Annotated in this window: 16 protein-coding genes; 4 read left to right on the forward strand and 12 right to left on the reverse strand. The window is 32.7% G+C overall.

The features are described from left to right. Positions 1–142: 142 nt before the first annotated feature. Both LQ694_RS11970 and LQ694_RS11975 read right to left on the reverse strand, forming a co-directional pair. Positions 143–1,423 (reverse strand): amidohydrolase, encoded by a 1,281-nt coding sequence (locus tag LQ694_RS11970; RefSeq protein ID WP_231492998.1) that lies wholly within the window; start codon positions 1,421–1,423, stop codon positions 143–145. Between the two features lie 12 nt (positions 1,424–1,435). Continuing rightward, on the reverse strand, positions 1,436–2,947 hold the full coding sequence (locus LQ694_RS11975; protein WP_058612048.1) for an AbgT family transporter: 1,512 nt from the start codon (positions 2,945–2,947) through the stop codon (positions 1,436–1,438). A 119-nt stretch (positions 2,948–3,066) separates the two neighbouring features. On the opposite strand from LQ694_RS11975, the gene LQ694_RS11980 reads away from it, so the two are divergent. Next, positions 3,067–3,594, forward strand: coding sequence for a putative immunity protein (locus tag LQ694_RS11980; protein WP_231492997.1), 528 nt, complete (start codon positions 3,067–3,069; stop codon positions 3,592–3,594). Between the two features lie 47 nt (positions 3,595–3,641). Here LQ694_RS11980 and LQ694_RS11985 read toward each other — a convergent pair whose 3' ends face one another. From LQ694_RS11985 to LQ694_RS12015, 7 genes are all read right to left on the reverse strand, one after another. Further along, positions 3,642–4,625 carry a FecCD family ABC transporter permease gene (locus tag LQ694_RS11985; protein WP_065381495.1) on the reverse strand — a complete coding sequence of 328 codons (984 nt, stop codon included), beginning with the start codon at positions 4,623–4,625 and terminating at the stop codon, positions 3,642–3,644. Next, complete coding sequence (locus LQ694_RS11990; protein ID WP_065381496.1) at positions 4,622–5,620, reverse strand: FecCD family ABC transporter permease; 999 nt, start codon at positions 5,618–5,620, stop codon at positions 4,622–4,624. Before LQ694_RS11990 ends, LQ694_RS11985 begins: the two co-directional genes overlap by 4 nt. Further along, positions 5,610–6,539 carry an ABC transporter substrate-binding protein gene (locus LQ694_RS11995; protein ID WP_196968742.1) on the reverse strand — a complete coding sequence of 310 codons (930 nt, stop codon included), beginning with the start codon at positions 6,537–6,539 and terminating at the stop codon, positions 5,610–5,612. The genes LQ694_RS11990 and LQ694_RS11995 overlap by 11 nt, the downstream gene beginning before the upstream one ends. Positions 6,540–6,657: 118 nt before the next feature. Then, positions 6,658–7,782: an alanine racemase gene (locus LQ694_RS12000; RefSeq protein ID WP_096791595.1), complete on the reverse strand. Its 1,125-nt coding sequence runs from the start codon at positions 7,780–7,782 to the stop codon at positions 6,658–6,660. Beyond that, complete coding sequence (locus LQ694_RS12005; RefSeq protein WP_235906943.1) at positions 7,769–8,935, reverse strand: MFS transporter; 1,167 nt, start codon at positions 8,933–8,935, stop codon at positions 7,769–7,771. Before LQ694_RS12005 ends, LQ694_RS12000 begins: the two co-directional genes overlap by 14 nt. Beyond that, entirely contained in the window at positions 8,919–10,604 is a 1,686-nt protein-coding gene (locus LQ694_RS12010; RefSeq protein WP_065381500.1) for an IucA/IucC family protein, read from the reverse strand. Before LQ694_RS12010 ends, LQ694_RS12005 begins: the two co-directional genes overlap by 17 nt. Position 10,605: 1 nt before the next feature. Continuing rightward, positions 10,606–12,168 carry an IucA/IucC family protein gene (locus tag LQ694_RS12015; RefSeq protein ID WP_096791598.1) on the reverse strand — a complete coding sequence of 521 codons (1,563 nt, stop codon included), beginning with the start codon at positions 12,166–12,168 and terminating at the stop codon, positions 10,606–10,608. Positions 12,169–12,322: 154 nt separating this feature from the next. Between LQ694_RS12015 and LQ694_RS12020 the strand changes: the two genes are divergently transcribed. Next, a complete protein-coding gene (locus LQ694_RS12020; RefSeq protein ID WP_158006029.1) occupies positions 12,323–12,487 on the forward strand; it encodes a hypothetical protein in 165 nt (54 codons plus the stop codon). Positions 12,488–12,660: 173 nt separating this feature from the next. On the opposite strand, the gene LQ694_RS12025 is transcribed toward LQ694_RS12020, so the two are convergent. Beyond that, positions 12,661–13,281 carry an NAD(P)-dependent oxidoreductase gene (locus tag LQ694_RS12025; RefSeq protein ID WP_218697080.1) on the reverse strand — a complete coding sequence of 207 codons (621 nt, stop codon included), beginning with the start codon at positions 13,279–13,281 and terminating at the stop codon, positions 12,661–12,663. A 93-nt stretch (positions 13,282–13,374) separates the two neighbouring features. Between LQ694_RS12025 and LQ694_RS12030 the strand changes: the two genes are divergently transcribed. Together LQ694_RS12030 and LQ694_RS12035 are read left to right on the forward strand one after the other, a co-directional pair. Continuing rightward, positions 13,375–13,866: a TspO/MBR family protein gene (locus LQ694_RS12030; RefSeq protein WP_096791599.1), complete on the forward strand. Its 492-nt coding sequence runs from the start codon at positions 13,375–13,377 to the stop codon at positions 13,864–13,866. A 70-nt stretch (positions 13,867–13,936) separates the two neighbouring features. Next, positions 13,937–15,040 carry a family 20 glycosylhydrolase gene (locus LQ694_RS12035; RefSeq protein ID WP_218697081.1) on the forward strand — a complete coding sequence of 368 codons (1,104 nt, stop codon included), beginning with the start codon at positions 13,937–13,939 and terminating at the stop codon, positions 15,038–15,040. 56 nt (positions 15,041–15,096) lie between these two features. Here the strand turns inward: LQ694_RS12035 and LQ694_RS12040 are convergent, their stop codons facing one another. Together LQ694_RS12040 and LQ694_RS12045 are read right to left on the reverse strand one after the other, a co-directional pair. Next, positions 15,097–15,264, reverse strand: a complete 168-nt coding sequence (locus tag LQ694_RS12040) for a hypothetical protein (protein ID WP_021286098.1) — start codon at positions 15,262–15,264, stop codon at positions 15,097–15,099. 259 nt (positions 15,265–15,523) lie between these two features. Then, positions 15,524–16,096, reverse strand: coding sequence for a TetR/AcrR family transcriptional regulator (locus tag LQ694_RS12045; RefSeq protein ID WP_031864176.1), 573 nt, complete (start codon positions 16,094–16,096; stop codon positions 15,524–15,526). Between the last annotated feature and the right edge of the window lie 135 nt (positions 16,097–16,231).

Consider the following 16,231-nt stretch of genomic DNA (forward strand, 5'->3'; position numbering starts at 1 on the left):
TAGTTTACTTTGATTTTTGTAAGAAAATTTTTAATTACATAAACAGATTTTTAAGAAAATGTTGATCTTAATTTCTCCATCCTACATACGACAAAAAAGCATGGCCGATTCATGATGGCCATGCTTTTTCGATATTCTATCGTTATTTACTTTGATAGTGTTTCACGATTTCGTACAATACATTAATTCCATTAAATATATCATTTTCTACGACATCAAATTTTGGATGGTGGTGGTTATAATCATGGTTGCTTCCGATATTCATATAGATTGCATCTTTGTTACGGCTCATCACTCTGTCTATAAAATAAGTAGCATCTTCGCTTCCACTAGGTGTGGATTCTTCTTGAATAATATTTAATTCTGGCAATTTATCTTTTAATAATTGATAAACTGTTTGTTCCATATCTTCAGATGGCTTAATACTAATAGCTTCGCCGACTTTTGTCATTGTAATTGTGACACCAAACATTGCTTCAACGCCTGTCTTAATTTCTTCTACACGTTTCATCATAAATTGATTCACGTCGTTATTTTCTCCTCTTACTTCCATTTGAAGAAATGCTTCATCTGCAATAACATTTCTGCCACTACCTGCTTGAAGTGTACCAACATTTACACGAGATGCACCTTTTTCATGACGTTCGATTGCATATACTTGTTGAACGAATGTTGCTGCAGCGAGTAGGGCATTGCGACCGTCTTGAGGTTGCGCTCCTGCATGACTTGAAACACCGTTTATTTGAACATCTAATTTAGTAGAAGCTAAGAATCCTTTTACGGATGTGATGATTTTATTGGATTTAGCATTTAATCCGATATGTGCGCCAACAAAGTAGTCTACATCATCTACGACACCTTGTTCTACCATAGATCTAGCACCTCTAACACCTTCTTCTGCAGGTTGAAAAATGAGTTTAATTTTTCCTTTTAGTTCAGCTTCATGTTCTTTTAAAAGTTCTGCAAGACCAATACCGATTGTTGTATGAACATCATGTCCACATGCATGCATAAAGCCTTTGTTTGTAGAAAGAAATCCATTGGCTTGAGGATAATGATCGCTATCCTCATTCTCTGTAATTGGTAAAGCGTCCATATCAAACCTTAGTGCAAAAGTTGGGCCAGGAACTTGAGTATCTAATGTTGCAACGATTCCTGTATATCCATCTCTGAAATGTGGCAGTTCTTCGTCGAGTTGATCTAATTTTTCAATATGTGAATTAAATTCAACTTCAGTAGGATACCCCATTAAATAATCTTTATTCATCACTTCTTGACCACTTTGAATGTCATATCCAAAAGAATCTAGGTAGTTCTTAACGATATTTGCAGTTCGAATTTCTAAAAATCCTACTTCAGGAAAAGCATGTAAATTACGTCTAAGATTGATTAACTTTTGTTTAAAATCTTCGTCAAAATTCATGAATGTCACTCCTTACAAATGTCTTGTTACACCAGGACCTAAAGGTAATCCTGTTAAATAGAAAATCGTTAATAAAATAATCCAAGTAATAATAAATGCAACCGTATAAGGTATCATTAATGAAATAAGCGTACCTATACCAGCCTTTTTATCGTACTTATTTAAGAAAGCTATAATGACGACAAAATATGGATTCAAAGGTGTAACAATATTAAATGATGAATCAGCTACACGATAAGCTGCTTGAGTAAAACCTGGATGAATACCAAGTTGCATAAACATCGGTACAAACACGGGTGCTTCTAACGCCCACTTAGCTGAACCTGATGTGATTAATAAGTTGAGACTTGCTGTGAATATAATGTATAACAAGATGAGCGGCAATCCTGTTAAATGAATACTTTTCAAGAAATCAGCACCATTTACAGCAATCCAAGTAGCCATATTAGACCATTGGAAGAAACTGATAAATTGTGATGCAGCAAATATGAGTACAATGTATCCTGACATGTCATTAACAGCTTGCGTCATAAATTTTCCTACATCGTGTGTGCTTTTAATCTTTTGGTCAACAATACCAAATGTTGTGCCGACAACAAGGAAGAAACCAAGTATGACGGGTACAATTCCTGCTAAAAATGGAGATTCAAGTATGTCGCCTTTTTCACCTAATAAAGGACTGTTTGGTATTAATAAACCAACAACAAATATAAGTATATAAATTGCAGCTGCAATTAAAGCGTAAATGAAAGCTTTTTTGGCAGTAGGTGAGTCTTCATGTTCATCTAAATCTTCAATATGACCTTTATATTCACCTAAACGAGGTTCTATAATTTTAGTCGTCACTTGAGCACCTACAAAGGTTAACAACACTGTAGAAATAATATTAAAATACCAGTTTGCTACTGGAGATACGACCATATCAGGATCAATAATCTTTGCAGATTCAGTACTGATACCAGCAAGTAATGCATCTGTACCTACAACTAATAAGTTAGCCGTAAATCCTGCACCAGCTGCAGCGAACCCTGCAGCTAAACCAGCTACCGGATGTCTCCCTAATTTATAGAATACCATAGCTGCTAATGGAGGAATTAAAATCGTTGCAGCATCAGAAGCAATATTACCCATAATCCCAATAAACACAACTGCATATGTAATTAAAGCTGGTGGCGCATTGACAATGGTTTTTTGAATAATGTATTCTAAAAAGCCAACTTTTTCTGCCAAGCCAACACCAATCATCATGGATATAACGAGACCTAAAGGTGCAAATCCAGTGAAGTTCGTGATAAGGTTAGTGAAAATGTATTCAATACCTTCATTTGAAAATAAATTTTTAACATCGAGTGCTTTATCCGCACCAGGAGGTTTAACCGTTGCATCAAACAAACTAAAAATAAACGATAATACCATAACGAAAATAGCTAAGTATAAAAATATAAAAAATGGATGTGGCAATTTGTTACCGATTGTTTCAATTCCGTCTAAAAACTTATTAGACTTTTGCTCTTTTGTTGTCATATTACATCACCCCTTCAGGTGATTATATCATTTCAAAGAATAAAAGTTCCAAATATTTAGACAATTTAACAAAAAATTTTTGATAGCTTAAACAATCGTCATACTAGGGAGGACATGTTATGGATATAGAGGAATATGCATGGAATGAACATGAAAGAGAGCTTAAGAAAGCTCATAAAGTCGAAATACCTTCTAAATATAAAGTGAAAATTCAAGATGATATTGAGAAACGAATAACTTTAGAGACATTATTAGAAGAACTGACACAGAAAGAACTTGTCGAGTGGGCGATTACAAATGCGAAGAGGTTTATTGATGATATAGATATAGGCAATGACGAAGACAAACATACAATTATTTCAGAAACTGAGCACAAATTACAACTTAGAAAAGAAGGGCAAATGAGTGTTTATGAACTCAGACAAGCTGGATTTTTAGCGAATAAATTATCACAAAGATCAATAACAGAACAAAGTAAATTTGCAGCACGTGTATACGCGCAAGCAATCGCAACAGGACATGCAATTGTATCATCAGATTATGCTATTAAAGTGATGAATATAATATCTAACAATGATTTAAAGTTAGTGACTGAGGAAAGAAATAAACAAATCCATATAGCGAAAGATATCATGGCAAATAGATAACAAAAAGGACTAGAAAATTTTCTAGTCCTTTTTGTGTTATTAATATATCATTTCCTACTCTTGATTAATAAATACATAAAGAATGGTGAACCGATGAGTGCGGTAAAGATTCCGGCTGGGATTTCTTTTGGTAAGAAGAGTGTTCTACCGATTAAATCACTTAATAATAGTATGATGGCGCCGATTATGGCACTATAAAATATTCGATTTCTAAATTGATGTGCACCGAGTTTAAGTGCGATGTGTGGTGCGATTAATCCGACAAATTGTATACCGCCTACATAACTCATGGATATCCCAATTAGGATACTCATTGATATTAATGCAATGATAGATATGTGTTGATAAGGATTGCCTAATGCTAATGATAAATTTCTACCTAAGTAATGAATATCAAATGAACGTGCATAATATGTCAGGATGACCATGACGATAAATAAGATGCTTCCTACAATCATGACTTGTTGGTATTCTGCTTGATGAACGGAACCTGTAATCCAAATTTGAGCTTGAGCACTTCGTTTATTTGAAGTTAATATTAGGAACATCACAATTGCTTGGCAAAGTATGTTAAAGCTTATACCAATAAGTATGAGACGATCTCGTTTGTAACTTTTTCGCATTGCTAAAAAATATAATAATGCCGTAACAATTATCGCACCAAGCATTGAAAAGATAGGCTGATAAGCTATTGGTAATAATAAAGCTTCGGTACTTGTTGTTAAGACAATGAGAAATACTAATGAACCAACATTAGCACCTTGTGATATACCAATAACATCAGGTGATGCTAATGGATTTTTCGTAATAAATTGCAAGACACAACCTGCAATGCCAAGTGCTGCACCCGTTACAATTGCTAATAAGACTCTCGGTAGTCTTAAAGTATTAATGACTAAGTTTGTATAAGGATCACCAAGTTTAAATAGGCCACTTAATACATTTTGAGGTGCGATAAAGCTATCACCTAGCATGAGTGTGAGTAAAGTCGTTAACATGAGCATGATAATAAGTATGATAAATTTCTTCATTCTGTTAACTCCTTACGATTAAGAATTAAATAAATGAATATTGGTGCACCAATAAGTGCAGTTGTAATACCGACTGGCAGTTCTCTCGGCATTAATAAATATCTGCTTAAAATATCGCTTAATAACAGAAGACAACCACCTAGAACACCTGATAAAGGTATGACAATAAAATGGTTATGAGACTTACATAACAATTTCGCAACATGAGGTGTAATCAGTCCAATAAAGGCAATTGGACCAGCTAATGCAACGGCTGATCCACTTAACAGGACAACAGCAATCATCGTGAATACTTTAATGGATAAGATTTTAGCACCGAGTCCTTTTAATGCATCATCACTTAGCATATAAAGATTAAGCGGCTTGGCCATATAAATAGATATGATTAAACCAACGATAATAAATGGCCATATGTACATTAAAATAGTGATATGTTTATTCGCTACTGAACCATTTAACCAATATATTAATTCTTCTATAGCTGATTCGTTATAGATCAGTAGACCTTGAGTGATGGCCATACAAAAAGCACTAACACTTGCTCCGAATAAAGTTAATTCCATTGCATTGAATGGCTTAAATGGTAATGTTGTGGCTAATATAATTAAAGTTGCAATGATGATGGTACCGATAAAAGCCATAATGGTTTGTTGAAATGCACCGTTCATACCAAATCCAACAGTCGCAATTACAACCATTAAACTAGCACCACTATTAACACCCATAATGCCAGGGCTTGCGAAAGGGTTTCGTGTAATGGTTTGGATCATTACACCACTAATGCCCATTAAAACACCGACAACCCCGCCCAAAATTGCGCGAGGTAGTCTTAATTGTGTCAGTACACGTTGATCTTTAATTGTTTCTCCATGGATATAATGTTGCCATATATCTGAAAAGGTAAAATGTTTATAGCCAAGCATCATACTTAATATGAATAGCACGACAAACATACCTGAAAATAGGAGAAATAACCAAAGATATTTATTTTTCATTCAATTTTTCCTTTAAATCATCAATCATCATATTGGCAGATAATACACCACCTGAAGTGTTCCAAACAGCATCATCTACTTTATAAACATGACCTTTTTTAGATGCATTTAATGCTTTAAATGCTGGATCGTTTACCCATTCTTTTTCTAATGCTGAAACTTTCTTATCATCTTCTTGGAAAGTAAAGTAGAAGATGTAATCTCCGTCCATCGCATCAATACGTTCTTTTGTAACACCTTTTTCTGCGAAGTCGCTTTTATCTTGACCTTTAGGACGTTTAATACCAAGTTCATCTAAGATAACACCTGAGAATGTATCTTTATGATAAATTCTTACATCACCTGGCATAAAGCGAACCATTGATACTTCTGAGTTTGCTTTATCTCCAATTTCTTCTTTAGCTTTTTTAACGTGATTATCGTAATTCTTTAAGACTTCATTCCCTTTATCTTCTTTATTTACAGCTTTCGCGTATAATTTAAAGTTGTTTTTCCAGTCGCCACGTAGTTCTTTAGAGAATACAGTAGGTGCGATTTCAGAAAGTTTCTTGTATTGTGCTTCTTGTCTGAATTTATTACCGATAATTAAATCTGGTTTAAGTTTCGCGATTTTTTCTAAGTTGATTTCACTTTCTCCACCAACAGGCTCAATGTCTTTATATTTCTTCTCTAAATGTTTATACCACGGATTACCAGAGTATGAATTAGCAGCACCAACAGGTTTAACGCCCATTGAAACAAGTGCTTCTGTACCTTCATTTGTTAATACAACAACACGTTTAGGATTGTTAGGTACTTTAGTCGTTCCCATGGCATGTTTCACTTCATGTGTATCTTTGTTTGAAGATGCTTCTTGTTTATTACCACAAGCTGCTAGCATTACAACAAGTACTACTATAACTGATAAAAGCTTTCTCATTTCTTTAACCTCTTTCTCAAGTTGAATTATGATAATGATTTTCATTTTCAATTATAAAATACTACCTTTTTTTGTCAATATGTTTTTGGAATATACTTTTAGTTTAAATAAAATATATTTAAATATATTGAATAAGCGGCAGTTCATGAGATAAAAATTGTAAATGGCTAATGTCATATCCGTAACTTCCAGCATATTTGAACACTACCCAGTCACCAGTTTGTATGCTTTCAATATCATAGGGGAGACCAAATACATCATTCGGTGTACATAGTTTTCCAGCTAATACGACCGTATCATTAGTGATGGACTTTATTCTGTTAGATGTTGAATGCGAATGAATGATTTCAAACGGTTGATGATGTTGCCACGCTTTTGGAAATCTAAAATGGTTTGTGCCACCGTTTAATAAGACGAATGTTTGATTATGCATAGATTTAATATCGTAAACATGAGCGGCATAATAACCTATAGGACCTGTAATAAAACGACCAAGTTCAAATGTTAAACGGGGTAAGTGATGGATACGTGTTGCAAAATAATCAAAATCAAAATATTTTTGCTCATCATAGTCGATACCTATACCACCACCTACATTAATCGCATATTCTTCCGGTAAATGTGATTGATATTGATGCGTAAATTCAAGTGCACTTTCAATGAATGTGACGTGAGCATCTTCATCTAAATTATTGCTCATTGCATGAAAGTGGAAACCTGTTAAAGTGATTTTTTCTGTGTCGTGACAGATTTGAATGGCTTCATCTAAATCGTTGTAGGGCATACCAAATTGTGTAGCGACACCTGCCATTTTTAATTTAGCTGTTGATTGAATGTTACTTAAATTAATGCGAATCATAACTTCGATTGTTTGTTGTTTTTCTTGTAGTAATGATTGCAACGCATCTAACTCAAAGAGACTCTCTACTTGAATTGATTTCACATGTGCATCTAAAGCGTATTCTAAATGTTGTTTCGTCTTTACAGGTCCGCCGTAAATGATTGGAATTTCATTTGAAATAGATCGAACCTTTTCAATTTCTCCAGTAGAAGCAACTTCAAATCCCGAAACAAAAGGTGCGAGTGTTTCTAAAATTTTTATATTAGAGTTAGCTTTCACTGCATAGAAAATATCATGTTTCGTGACAGAGCTGATCCAATTGATGCGTTTCTTTAATTCGGTTAAATCATATATATAATAATCGTGATTACTGTCTGTTAACACTTCTTTAATTCTTTCCATATTGATTCTCCTTATTTATCATAAACATGACACAGATGACCATGATGAGCAGTCCAACAACCATTGTTATATATACAATTTGTAAATTGAACTGTTCAAAGATAAAGCTTAGTAATATACCACCAAGTGGAATGAAACCTTTATCCATCATTGAAATGGATAATACAGATCCTCTATATTTCGCTTCAACAAGCTGTTGGACGAGTATACGATTGGTCGTTCTAAATGCCTGTGATGCCAATCCCATTATTAATAAGACAGCTGCATATAAATATGTATCATGAATAAACATTAATAATATTATGGTTAATGTAAATATCATTGCCCATCGTTTCAAACTTTTCATCGTATTCATATTTTTAGTGCGCATAAACATGACTAAAATTATAATAGATCCAGCAGCAATCATGGCAGTAAAGAGTGAATAAATCATCGTACGGCTGCCAAATTGTTCATCTACAATGCTAGGTAGAATAATTGTATACGAAAATCCAAAAAGCATCGATAAGACACTGGACAACATGAGCATGACAATAACAGGTTGTTGTCTTAAGTACGACCATATTTTATGACGTGTCTTCTTCTCATGATGGACCTCTGGCAAAGTTTGGTTGAATAATATAACCATCATACTCCCAATAATAGGTAGGGATAATACGATATTTGAATTCAGTTGAGCTAATAATATCCCACCTATAAATGGTCCAGTTAGTCTAGCTATATTTAAGATTAAAGCATTTAAACTGATTGCTTTATGTAGCTTGTCTGGTGTTACAAAACTTTGTATAAGTGCATTTCTTTGTATCGTATCAATTGCTTGGAAAAATGAACGCACCATAATAATAGACAGTATGAGGTAGATATTCCATTTTTGCCAAAAAGCATAGACGACACATACTGTGAATAACATATTCGCACAATGGATGATGTACATGAGTTTAGTAGAATTAACAGTATCGATGATTTTGCCGATTATAAAAGCAAATGCTAACTGTGGCATTAACCGCGCAAAATTAATATATGCAATGTAAACAGCACTTCCTGTCATTTGTAACGTGATCCAATTTAATGCGATGATATCTACCCAATCGATTGTTCGAGCTATAAACTGAGAACTGACAAAACGATGATACGGATTAAACTTTAACTTCATCACTAATGAGAAGTGGGTTGGCTTTTGGGATATAAATATCTTGATCTTTATTAGATACGCGCATCGTTAATAATGCTTTCTCGTTTATAGTCTCTTTGTAAAAGGCTTTAATATCTGCCTCTGTATGTTGAATGTCTTGTGATAGTAAATCTTCAAATACGGCTTTAAATGTACGGTTAATACGTAGCCATAAGAAGTTTGGATCATATGCATAATCTTCACTGAAATGATGCACAAGTGTGTTGAGGTGATTACTAATTAAAGTGTTTTGTACTTTCTCATACATACCTTCAGTTGTTGCGTTTGTTAAAGCGTTGCTAAGTTCTAACCATTCAGGCACGCGAGAAGCATCTATTCGTAATCCGCCAAAGTCTCTCACGTGAAGACGTGTAGGCATACCATTCATAAATTCAAATGACATATTTTGAAGATGAGCTTCTAAGCCAACACCGTATTTTGTCATAAGTGTTAATACGGTTTCAACGAGTAATGAGACATATTGGTCAAACCAAGCAATCGGTGTTGCTGTTGCACGAGCTGTTTCAATCATATCGACGTAGATTTTTTGATGATGTTCATTCAACTCAAACAAACATGTAGCTGTATATAGTGATGCATGAGCAGGTATATATTGCGTATTATTTTCTCTCAATATGAATGATAAATTACGCTGTTTATCTACTTCGTCATGAATGTAAGTCATACCGCCATATTCTAATACTGGTAAGCTGATTTCATTAAGACGGTCGTCAGTCTTATAAATATATTTGAAATATTCACCAATAGTTTTAGAATTAATAATACTGTTGTTGCTAATAGACCGTATTGTTGACGTCATTTGTGAATTGACAGGAAGTTTGATAATCGGTGTTATCGTATCTAAAGGACAAACGGTTCTAAATGATGAAGTACTCTTTACGAGTCCACCAGTATGTTGAAGCGGTATAATATTTTGAGATTTGATCTCTTCTGTATAAACTTTTGGTATGACATGTTCGAATTGAAACGGATGTACAGGTATCAAATCATAATCTTCAGGTATTTCTCCTAAATAACCACTAAAGTCTGCTAAAGTTTTTACCTCAGAAGCTTCTAAATTATTATATAGAAAGCCTTTTTTAACGAATAACCAGTTTAATTTGAATGCATGATTATATTCAGGTGAATATTGCATAACTTCTTTGAAAGACAATCCTAACTTTGTCTTAGCACATGGGTGAATGTTATGCCCAGTAATCACATATTGCTCACTATGTAATAATGGATGGTCGCTTTTAGATGTATAAGAACAATGAATAAAACTAATTGCTTGGTTGATGAGGTGATTTTCAATTTCAACATGCAATTTGTGGTAATCGTAATGTTCGTCACTAAAATGATTAAGCCAGTCTATTAATTCAAGTGGATCTTGAACAAAGCGAGTTGTTGTATCATCTGTAATTTGTACGCGATGGTTCGCTTTATCATAAGTGACAAATATAGAATCGCTAATATATAAAGTTGTGATTGTTTTAAAGGATTCTACATGATGTATAGGAGGTGTTACTTCTTCATAAAAGCATGTTAATAATTTCTTGAATGTTGTATGAATGCTGTCTTGAATACATTGCTCGATATAGTGTTGTTCGTATTTATCTGTATGTTGATATACCTCATTAGTCCAACTCATTTTATTTGGCCTCCATATATAACGGGTTATTGATATTTGTATATTGGTAATCGTAACCTTCAGCGAATATTCTCATTTTTAATAGTGATTTAATTTTAAAGGTTGGTTGTTCTAAAATATTGATGTCAGGCGCACTATTTACGTGATGATCAGCTATCATATTTCGAATGATTTGATAACCTTTTGTACTGTCATAACCATAAGTAGCCAACACTTGTATAAGTTGGAACAGGTGATTGTATAAGACTGCATGAGAAAATACTGATAACAAATCTTCAAATGAGTCAGTAATCAAGCCTGTTGAATCATCAATATCTATATTTCTTTCATATAATCTCACGCCACCAAAGTCTCTTATATAAATAGAAATAGGCATGCCATCTTTAATGACGACAGTGCTATTTTGCATATGTGCTTCTAAACTAATACCTTCTTCAAGCAATAATCTATAAGTAGCTTCTAATAAATTATGTGTATATTCTGTTAAGAATAATTGAGTTGCAGAATCGAATGACATGTCTTGTGTTTGCATAATTGTTTCAATACACTCAATGAGAATAGGTTTTCTCGTAACAAAGCTATCAGTAATCAGACTGCCACATACTAATTGGTGACTGGCTTTCTGTTCAGGTATAAGGCTTCTTAACATAAAGCTACATTTATTAGCGTGTGATTGATTGATGTTTAAATAACTGCCTGCTAAATCTTTTTGAATATAGCTATTATCATAACCATTTGAACGATAAATGCGTTCCACAACATCGCTAAGAATAATGCCATTACGGATAGAAGCGGGAGACACATTTCTTACTGCACTAGTCGCTTGTGCATTGACAGCAGTCTTAACGATGCAATTTAATTCTTGCGCTTCTAAAGTTCTAAATGATAATAATGGACTGCTTTCAACAGCTAAATCGTGTAATGGAATCATGAACTGTTGTTCGAAACATGTTTCAAACTGTGGTAACAGAAAATGCTTCAATTGCCATTCATGAATAAACAGTAATGCATAGTTTTCAAATTTAATGCCATATTCTTTGCAATATGTATCAACTTTCTTTCTAAAAGTCTCTAATGCAGGCGATTGATAGATATTGATTTCATCTATAAAATCTTTATTGCACAATAGAGGAATGACATTCACCGTTTGTCTAAATTCTGGTGAAAACTTAATAACATCATCAATAGAGAATCCTAATTTTGTCTTAGTCATTGGGTGAAAAGGATGTCCCTCAGTAACACTTTGTTCAAAAAAGACATCTGATATATTTTCTTGTTCAACAAACTCAAAAATATTTTGATAACGGTGACCATATTGTTGATGATCACGTTCGAATTGAATATAACTCAAAGTGAGGTTACGAATAGAATCTTGAATTTCGTGTACTAAGCGTTCATCATCATAAATGACATCTTGATCAATATCTTCAAAACTCGATAATTGATCAATACGGCGCGTGATTTCACGGTATGCTTTCTGGTATAAAGTTGTTATGTCTTCTTCAGAAAAATCTTGAAAATATTGGCGTATTTCTTGTATCTGTTCGTTATATACGATTTCCAAAAAGATCAACTTCCTTTTCAAATAATTTATATAGTGAGAATCATTCTCAATTATAGGGGGTTTGCAAGGTTTGTCAATGATAGAAAATAATAATAAATAATTATGATAAATTATATAAAACTATTATTTTAATACTTTAGTTAGTCTAAAAAGGTTGGATTTTAATATTGTAGAAAATATTGGATCTAGCTTCGGATCTGCATTGATCGCAACAGTTGTCGCAACAATATCTATCCACGGATTTCTAGTCCCAGCAATTGTATTTATATTATTACTTATATGTTGGGCAATGATTCCTCCTAAAAGTATGAAAGTATAAAAAGACCCCTAAGAGATGTTTCATATGAAACATCTCTTAGGGGTTATCTTATTATTTATCAGTTTTACGCTTTCTGAAGAACAATAAACTTCCTAACATTGTGAATAATGTTGCAGTTGTCGCTTCATTTGTATTTGTTGAATTGTCTTTATAATCTATTTCAGAATTCTATATCAATATCCTATTCCAACGCGTGATTGAATAAATACGTCGGACGATATTTGATCGTAAACGAAGTCTGCTGCATCTGAGACAGAGATTTTCACGGCATTCTCTGGTAAGTAGTCTCGTTCAACTCTGTATTGTCCGATTCTTTCGCCATCTGGTAAATAGGTTGGGCACACGATTGTCCAATCTAGCTCTGAATCTTTAAGCATTGTATAAACTTTATGATGTTCTTCTGCTGCACGTGTTGTGCGTCTTTTAGATTCGTTTGATTGATAGCGTAGTAAATTCTTGTCAGTTCGACTTTGTAATATGCCAGCAGTACCTATTGTGATGATACGTTTAATGCCTTGTTGTGACATTGTTTCAATAATTAATGGCATAGCTTCTGATAATGTAGTGGAGCCGTCTGTACTTAATGCACTTACAATAATCTCGTTACATTCAGCTGCTTTTTGAATATCATTTGGATTTAATACATTTCCTTCGATTAGTCTCACAGATTGATGGTCGACGCTTAATTTATTTTTATCGCGAACGAGTACAGTTACGTCATGGCCGTCTGATAGTGCGTGTGTTAATACTTCTTGTCCAACTCTGCCAGTAGCACCTAAAATTAAAATTTTCATTTGTATTACTCCTTTTATAAAAGTTCTTATTTTAATGATAGACAAATTCGGGTATATATACTAGACATCAAACTTTTGAAAAGGTGATTCTGTATGAAATTAAGTAAAATATTGAAATACGTTGGTATCATTTCAGCACCGTTAGTTGGTGGTAGACTAATCGGTAAATATGCTGTTCAAAATGCACGAAAAGATTATTCTAAAAATAAAAAACCACCATTCTCACCACCGGGTTATATATTCCCAATTGTATGGCCGATATTATATTTAAGCATGGGTATCGCACATTCGATTATAACGAAAGATCGCGCAGCTAAATCAACTCAGACAGCTTATTATAGTCAATTAGGCTTAAATTATTTGTGGTCAATTCTTTATTTTAAATATAAATTAAGAGGCACAGCACTTATTGAAAGTTATGTATTATTGAGCGCAGTTATATTAACAACTGTTCAATTTTATAAAGTGAATAAGTCAGCAGGGTTGTTATTAATCCCTTATGTTTGCTGGTCTGCTTATGCCTCATATTTAACAACAGGTAATTGGGCACTTAATAAAGATAACCCGAGATATACTGAGAAGTAGAGAATTTGCTTAGTTAATAAAAAGCATTTTTGTATATATTTTAAGCGGGATTACTCAAAGGAGTACCCGCTTGAAATATATCAATATACATATTAAACAGTTTGCATACTATACAGAAAAAGGTGACAACATGAAAAGTAAAATATTAATCGCTTTATCTGTTTTATTAAGTTTCACTGTTTCAAACAATGAAGTACAAGCTGAAAATATTCAAAAAGGTATTACCATAGACATCGCAAGAAAGTCATATTCTCTAGATACCTTAAAAACCATCGTTAAATATATACATGATCACAATGGTCAATACCTTCAATTACATTTTTCAGATGATGAAAATTACGCAATTGAATCAGAATATTTTGATCGTAAAAGTTTTTCTAATCCATATTATTTAACAAAAACAGAAGTGAAATCACTTATTGAGTATAGTAATGATTTAAATGTAATGGTCATTCCAGATATGGATTTTCCCTCTCATTCCAAAGCTTTTTTATCTTTGATTAAACAAAATGATGAATCGTTATATCATGAAATCATCAGTGACTATAGCGATAACACTTTAGATTTTTTCTCGAATCATAAAGCAGTAGATGTTACGAATAGACAGATTGCTGAAATAACAGAGTTGTTTAAACAACCTCAATTTGCAGAACAACAACGCATTGTACTCGGTGGGGATGAAGTTGCTGGTGGAGGTGCACATCAAAAAAGCTTTATAGAATATATGAATCAAATAGGTGACTATGCATTTCAACAAGGATATGAGCCACAGATGTGGAATGATATGGTTACATATGAAGGGATAAAGTCTTTAAATAACCATTATTCAATATTATATTGGAAGCAAAATGAAGACAGTAAATCTAATTTAACTGTTGAAGACTTTGATCAATATCAGTTTGATGTATATAACTATAATTATTATTCGTTATATTTCTTACCCTCAAAAAAATTTAGCCAGGAAGATATTAAGGAACAGGCTGAATATATAGGTTGGGCATATGCATATAACAAATTTTATTATAATAAGAATCCTTATAGTGAAGTGAATAGTCAAAATGTTAAAGGATCTGCATTATCATTTTGGGGTGAACATGCAACTGATATGACACAAGAAGAATTAATTAATCAAGAAATACCTTTGATTAAAGCATATTTCAATATCAAAAAATAAAAATCATAACGATTGCCTTGATTGTCTGAGCAGTCGTTATGACGGTATATAACGAATTATTCTGAGGATTGGGATTCCAACTTTTCTAGAATGTCTTTAATAATCTCCTTCTCATCTGATAAATTAAAATCTTCAGATGAGATTTTTTGGCTAATAGATTGTGAAACATACAACAAATCATCACTGATATCTTCATAATAGCCTTTCCTGTTGTTCATAACCATGGTTCTACCTCTTTCTCTAGTATAGCTATATATGTAATACCCAAAAAAGTAAATTTATAACAAAAAAGTAATTAAAATATTGGATAAACAAAATGATAACTATTATGTTATTTTTTTACAACAATTTATACGAAAAAAGAATAGGTTTAGTAAACCGTTGAAGTATATCTATAAATTGTTTTACGGAAATTTTTATAAATGATATCTCCATATAAAAAACACGACATATATTGATTTTTATGGCGTGTCATTATAGGTTTTATGAATTATCAGCGTTTGACTGATTCGTTAATATCTTAATATGTTGATCAAATTCTTTTATAATCTTGTCAGGTGTTACGTTATTTTGTATAAATGATCTTCTATAAAGCCATCCGTATACAAACATATTAATAAATAAAATAAAATCATCGCGATTAACATTGAATTCATTATTTTTATGGATATCTACTAATTTACTGTTAAACACGATTTCAAGTTTTTTATTGTGCTCTAAAATCATCTCTGTAAAGTTAGATGGTGCAAATGATAATTGAATGTAGAATTTTACTAAACACGATGAATCATATATATATTCTTGAAAAAACTTTAGGAGTTCTTCATGAGCATTATGAGCTTGTGTATCTATACTTTCGATTAATTTCATACCTTTATTCATACATCTTTCAATACATTGTTCATACAATTCATCTTTACTATTGAAATAGTTATATAAACTTGCCTTTTTTATTCCTAGTTCATTGGCAATATTATTTAGTGATGTTCCATAATAGCCCATTTCAGAAAAGCTTCTCATACTTATATGGATGAGTTTCTCAGATGTATTATTCACTTCATTTGCCTCCTTTACTACCTATGAATAACTATACAGGAAATAGCACAAAAAATCACTCGTAAAAACGTTTACATTTCACACAATAAATAACGCATTGCCTTTTTCTCTGAAAATGATATACTATTTTTACAA

This window comes from Mammaliicoccus sp. P-M58 (genome assembly GCF_022386165.1).
Lineage (GTDB): Bacteria > Bacillota > Bacilli > Staphylococcales > Staphylococcaceae > Mammaliicoccus > Mammaliicoccus sciuri.

Excerpts from the sequence above, each read along its gene's own strand:
- LQ694_RS11970 (WP_231492998.1), bottom strand. The coding sequence starts at position 1,423 with ATGAATTTTGACGAAGATTTTAAACAAAAGTTAATCAATCTTAGACGT.
- LQ694_RS11975 (WP_058612048.1), bottom strand. The coding sequence starts at position 2,947 with ATGACAACAAAAGAGCAAAAGTCTAATAAGTTTTTAGACGGAATTGAA.
- LQ694_RS11980 (WP_231492997.1), top strand. The coding sequence starts at position 3,067 with ATGGATATAGAGGAATATGCATGGAATGAACATGAAAGAGAGCTTAAG.
- LQ694_RS11985 (WP_065381495.1), bottom strand. The coding sequence starts at position 4,625 with ATGAAGAAATTTATCATACTTATTATCATGCTCATGTTAACGACTTTA.
- LQ694_RS11990 (WP_065381496.1), bottom strand. The coding sequence starts at position 5,620 with ATGAAAAATAAATATCTTTGGTTATTTCTCCTATTTTCAGGTATGTTT.
- LQ694_RS11995 (WP_196968742.1), bottom strand. The coding sequence starts at position 6,539 with ATGAGAAAGCTTTTATCAGTTATAGTAGTACTTGTTGTAATGCTAGCA.
- LQ694_RS12000 (WP_096791595.1), bottom strand. The coding sequence starts at position 7,782 with ATGGAAAGAATTAAAGAAGTGTTAACAGACAGTAATCACGATTATTAT.
- LQ694_RS12005 (WP_235906943.1), bottom strand. The coding sequence starts at position 8,935 with ATGAAGTTAAAGTTTAATCCGTATCATCGTTTTGTCAGTTCTCAGTTT.
- LQ694_RS12010 (WP_065381500.1), bottom strand. The coding sequence starts at position 10,604 with ATGAGTTGGACTAATGAGGTATATCAACATACAGATAAATACGAACAA.
- LQ694_RS12025 (WP_218697080.1), bottom strand. The coding sequence starts at position 13,281 with ATGAAAATTTTAATTTTAGGTGCTACTGGCAGAGTTGGACAAGAAGTA.
- LQ694_RS12030 (WP_096791599.1), top strand. The coding sequence starts at position 13,375 with ATGAAATTAAGTAAAATATTGAAATACGTTGGTATCATTTCAGCACCG.
- LQ694_RS12040 (WP_021286098.1), bottom strand. The coding sequence starts at position 15,264 with ATGGTTATGAACAACAGGAAAGGCTATTATGAAGATATCAGTGATGAT.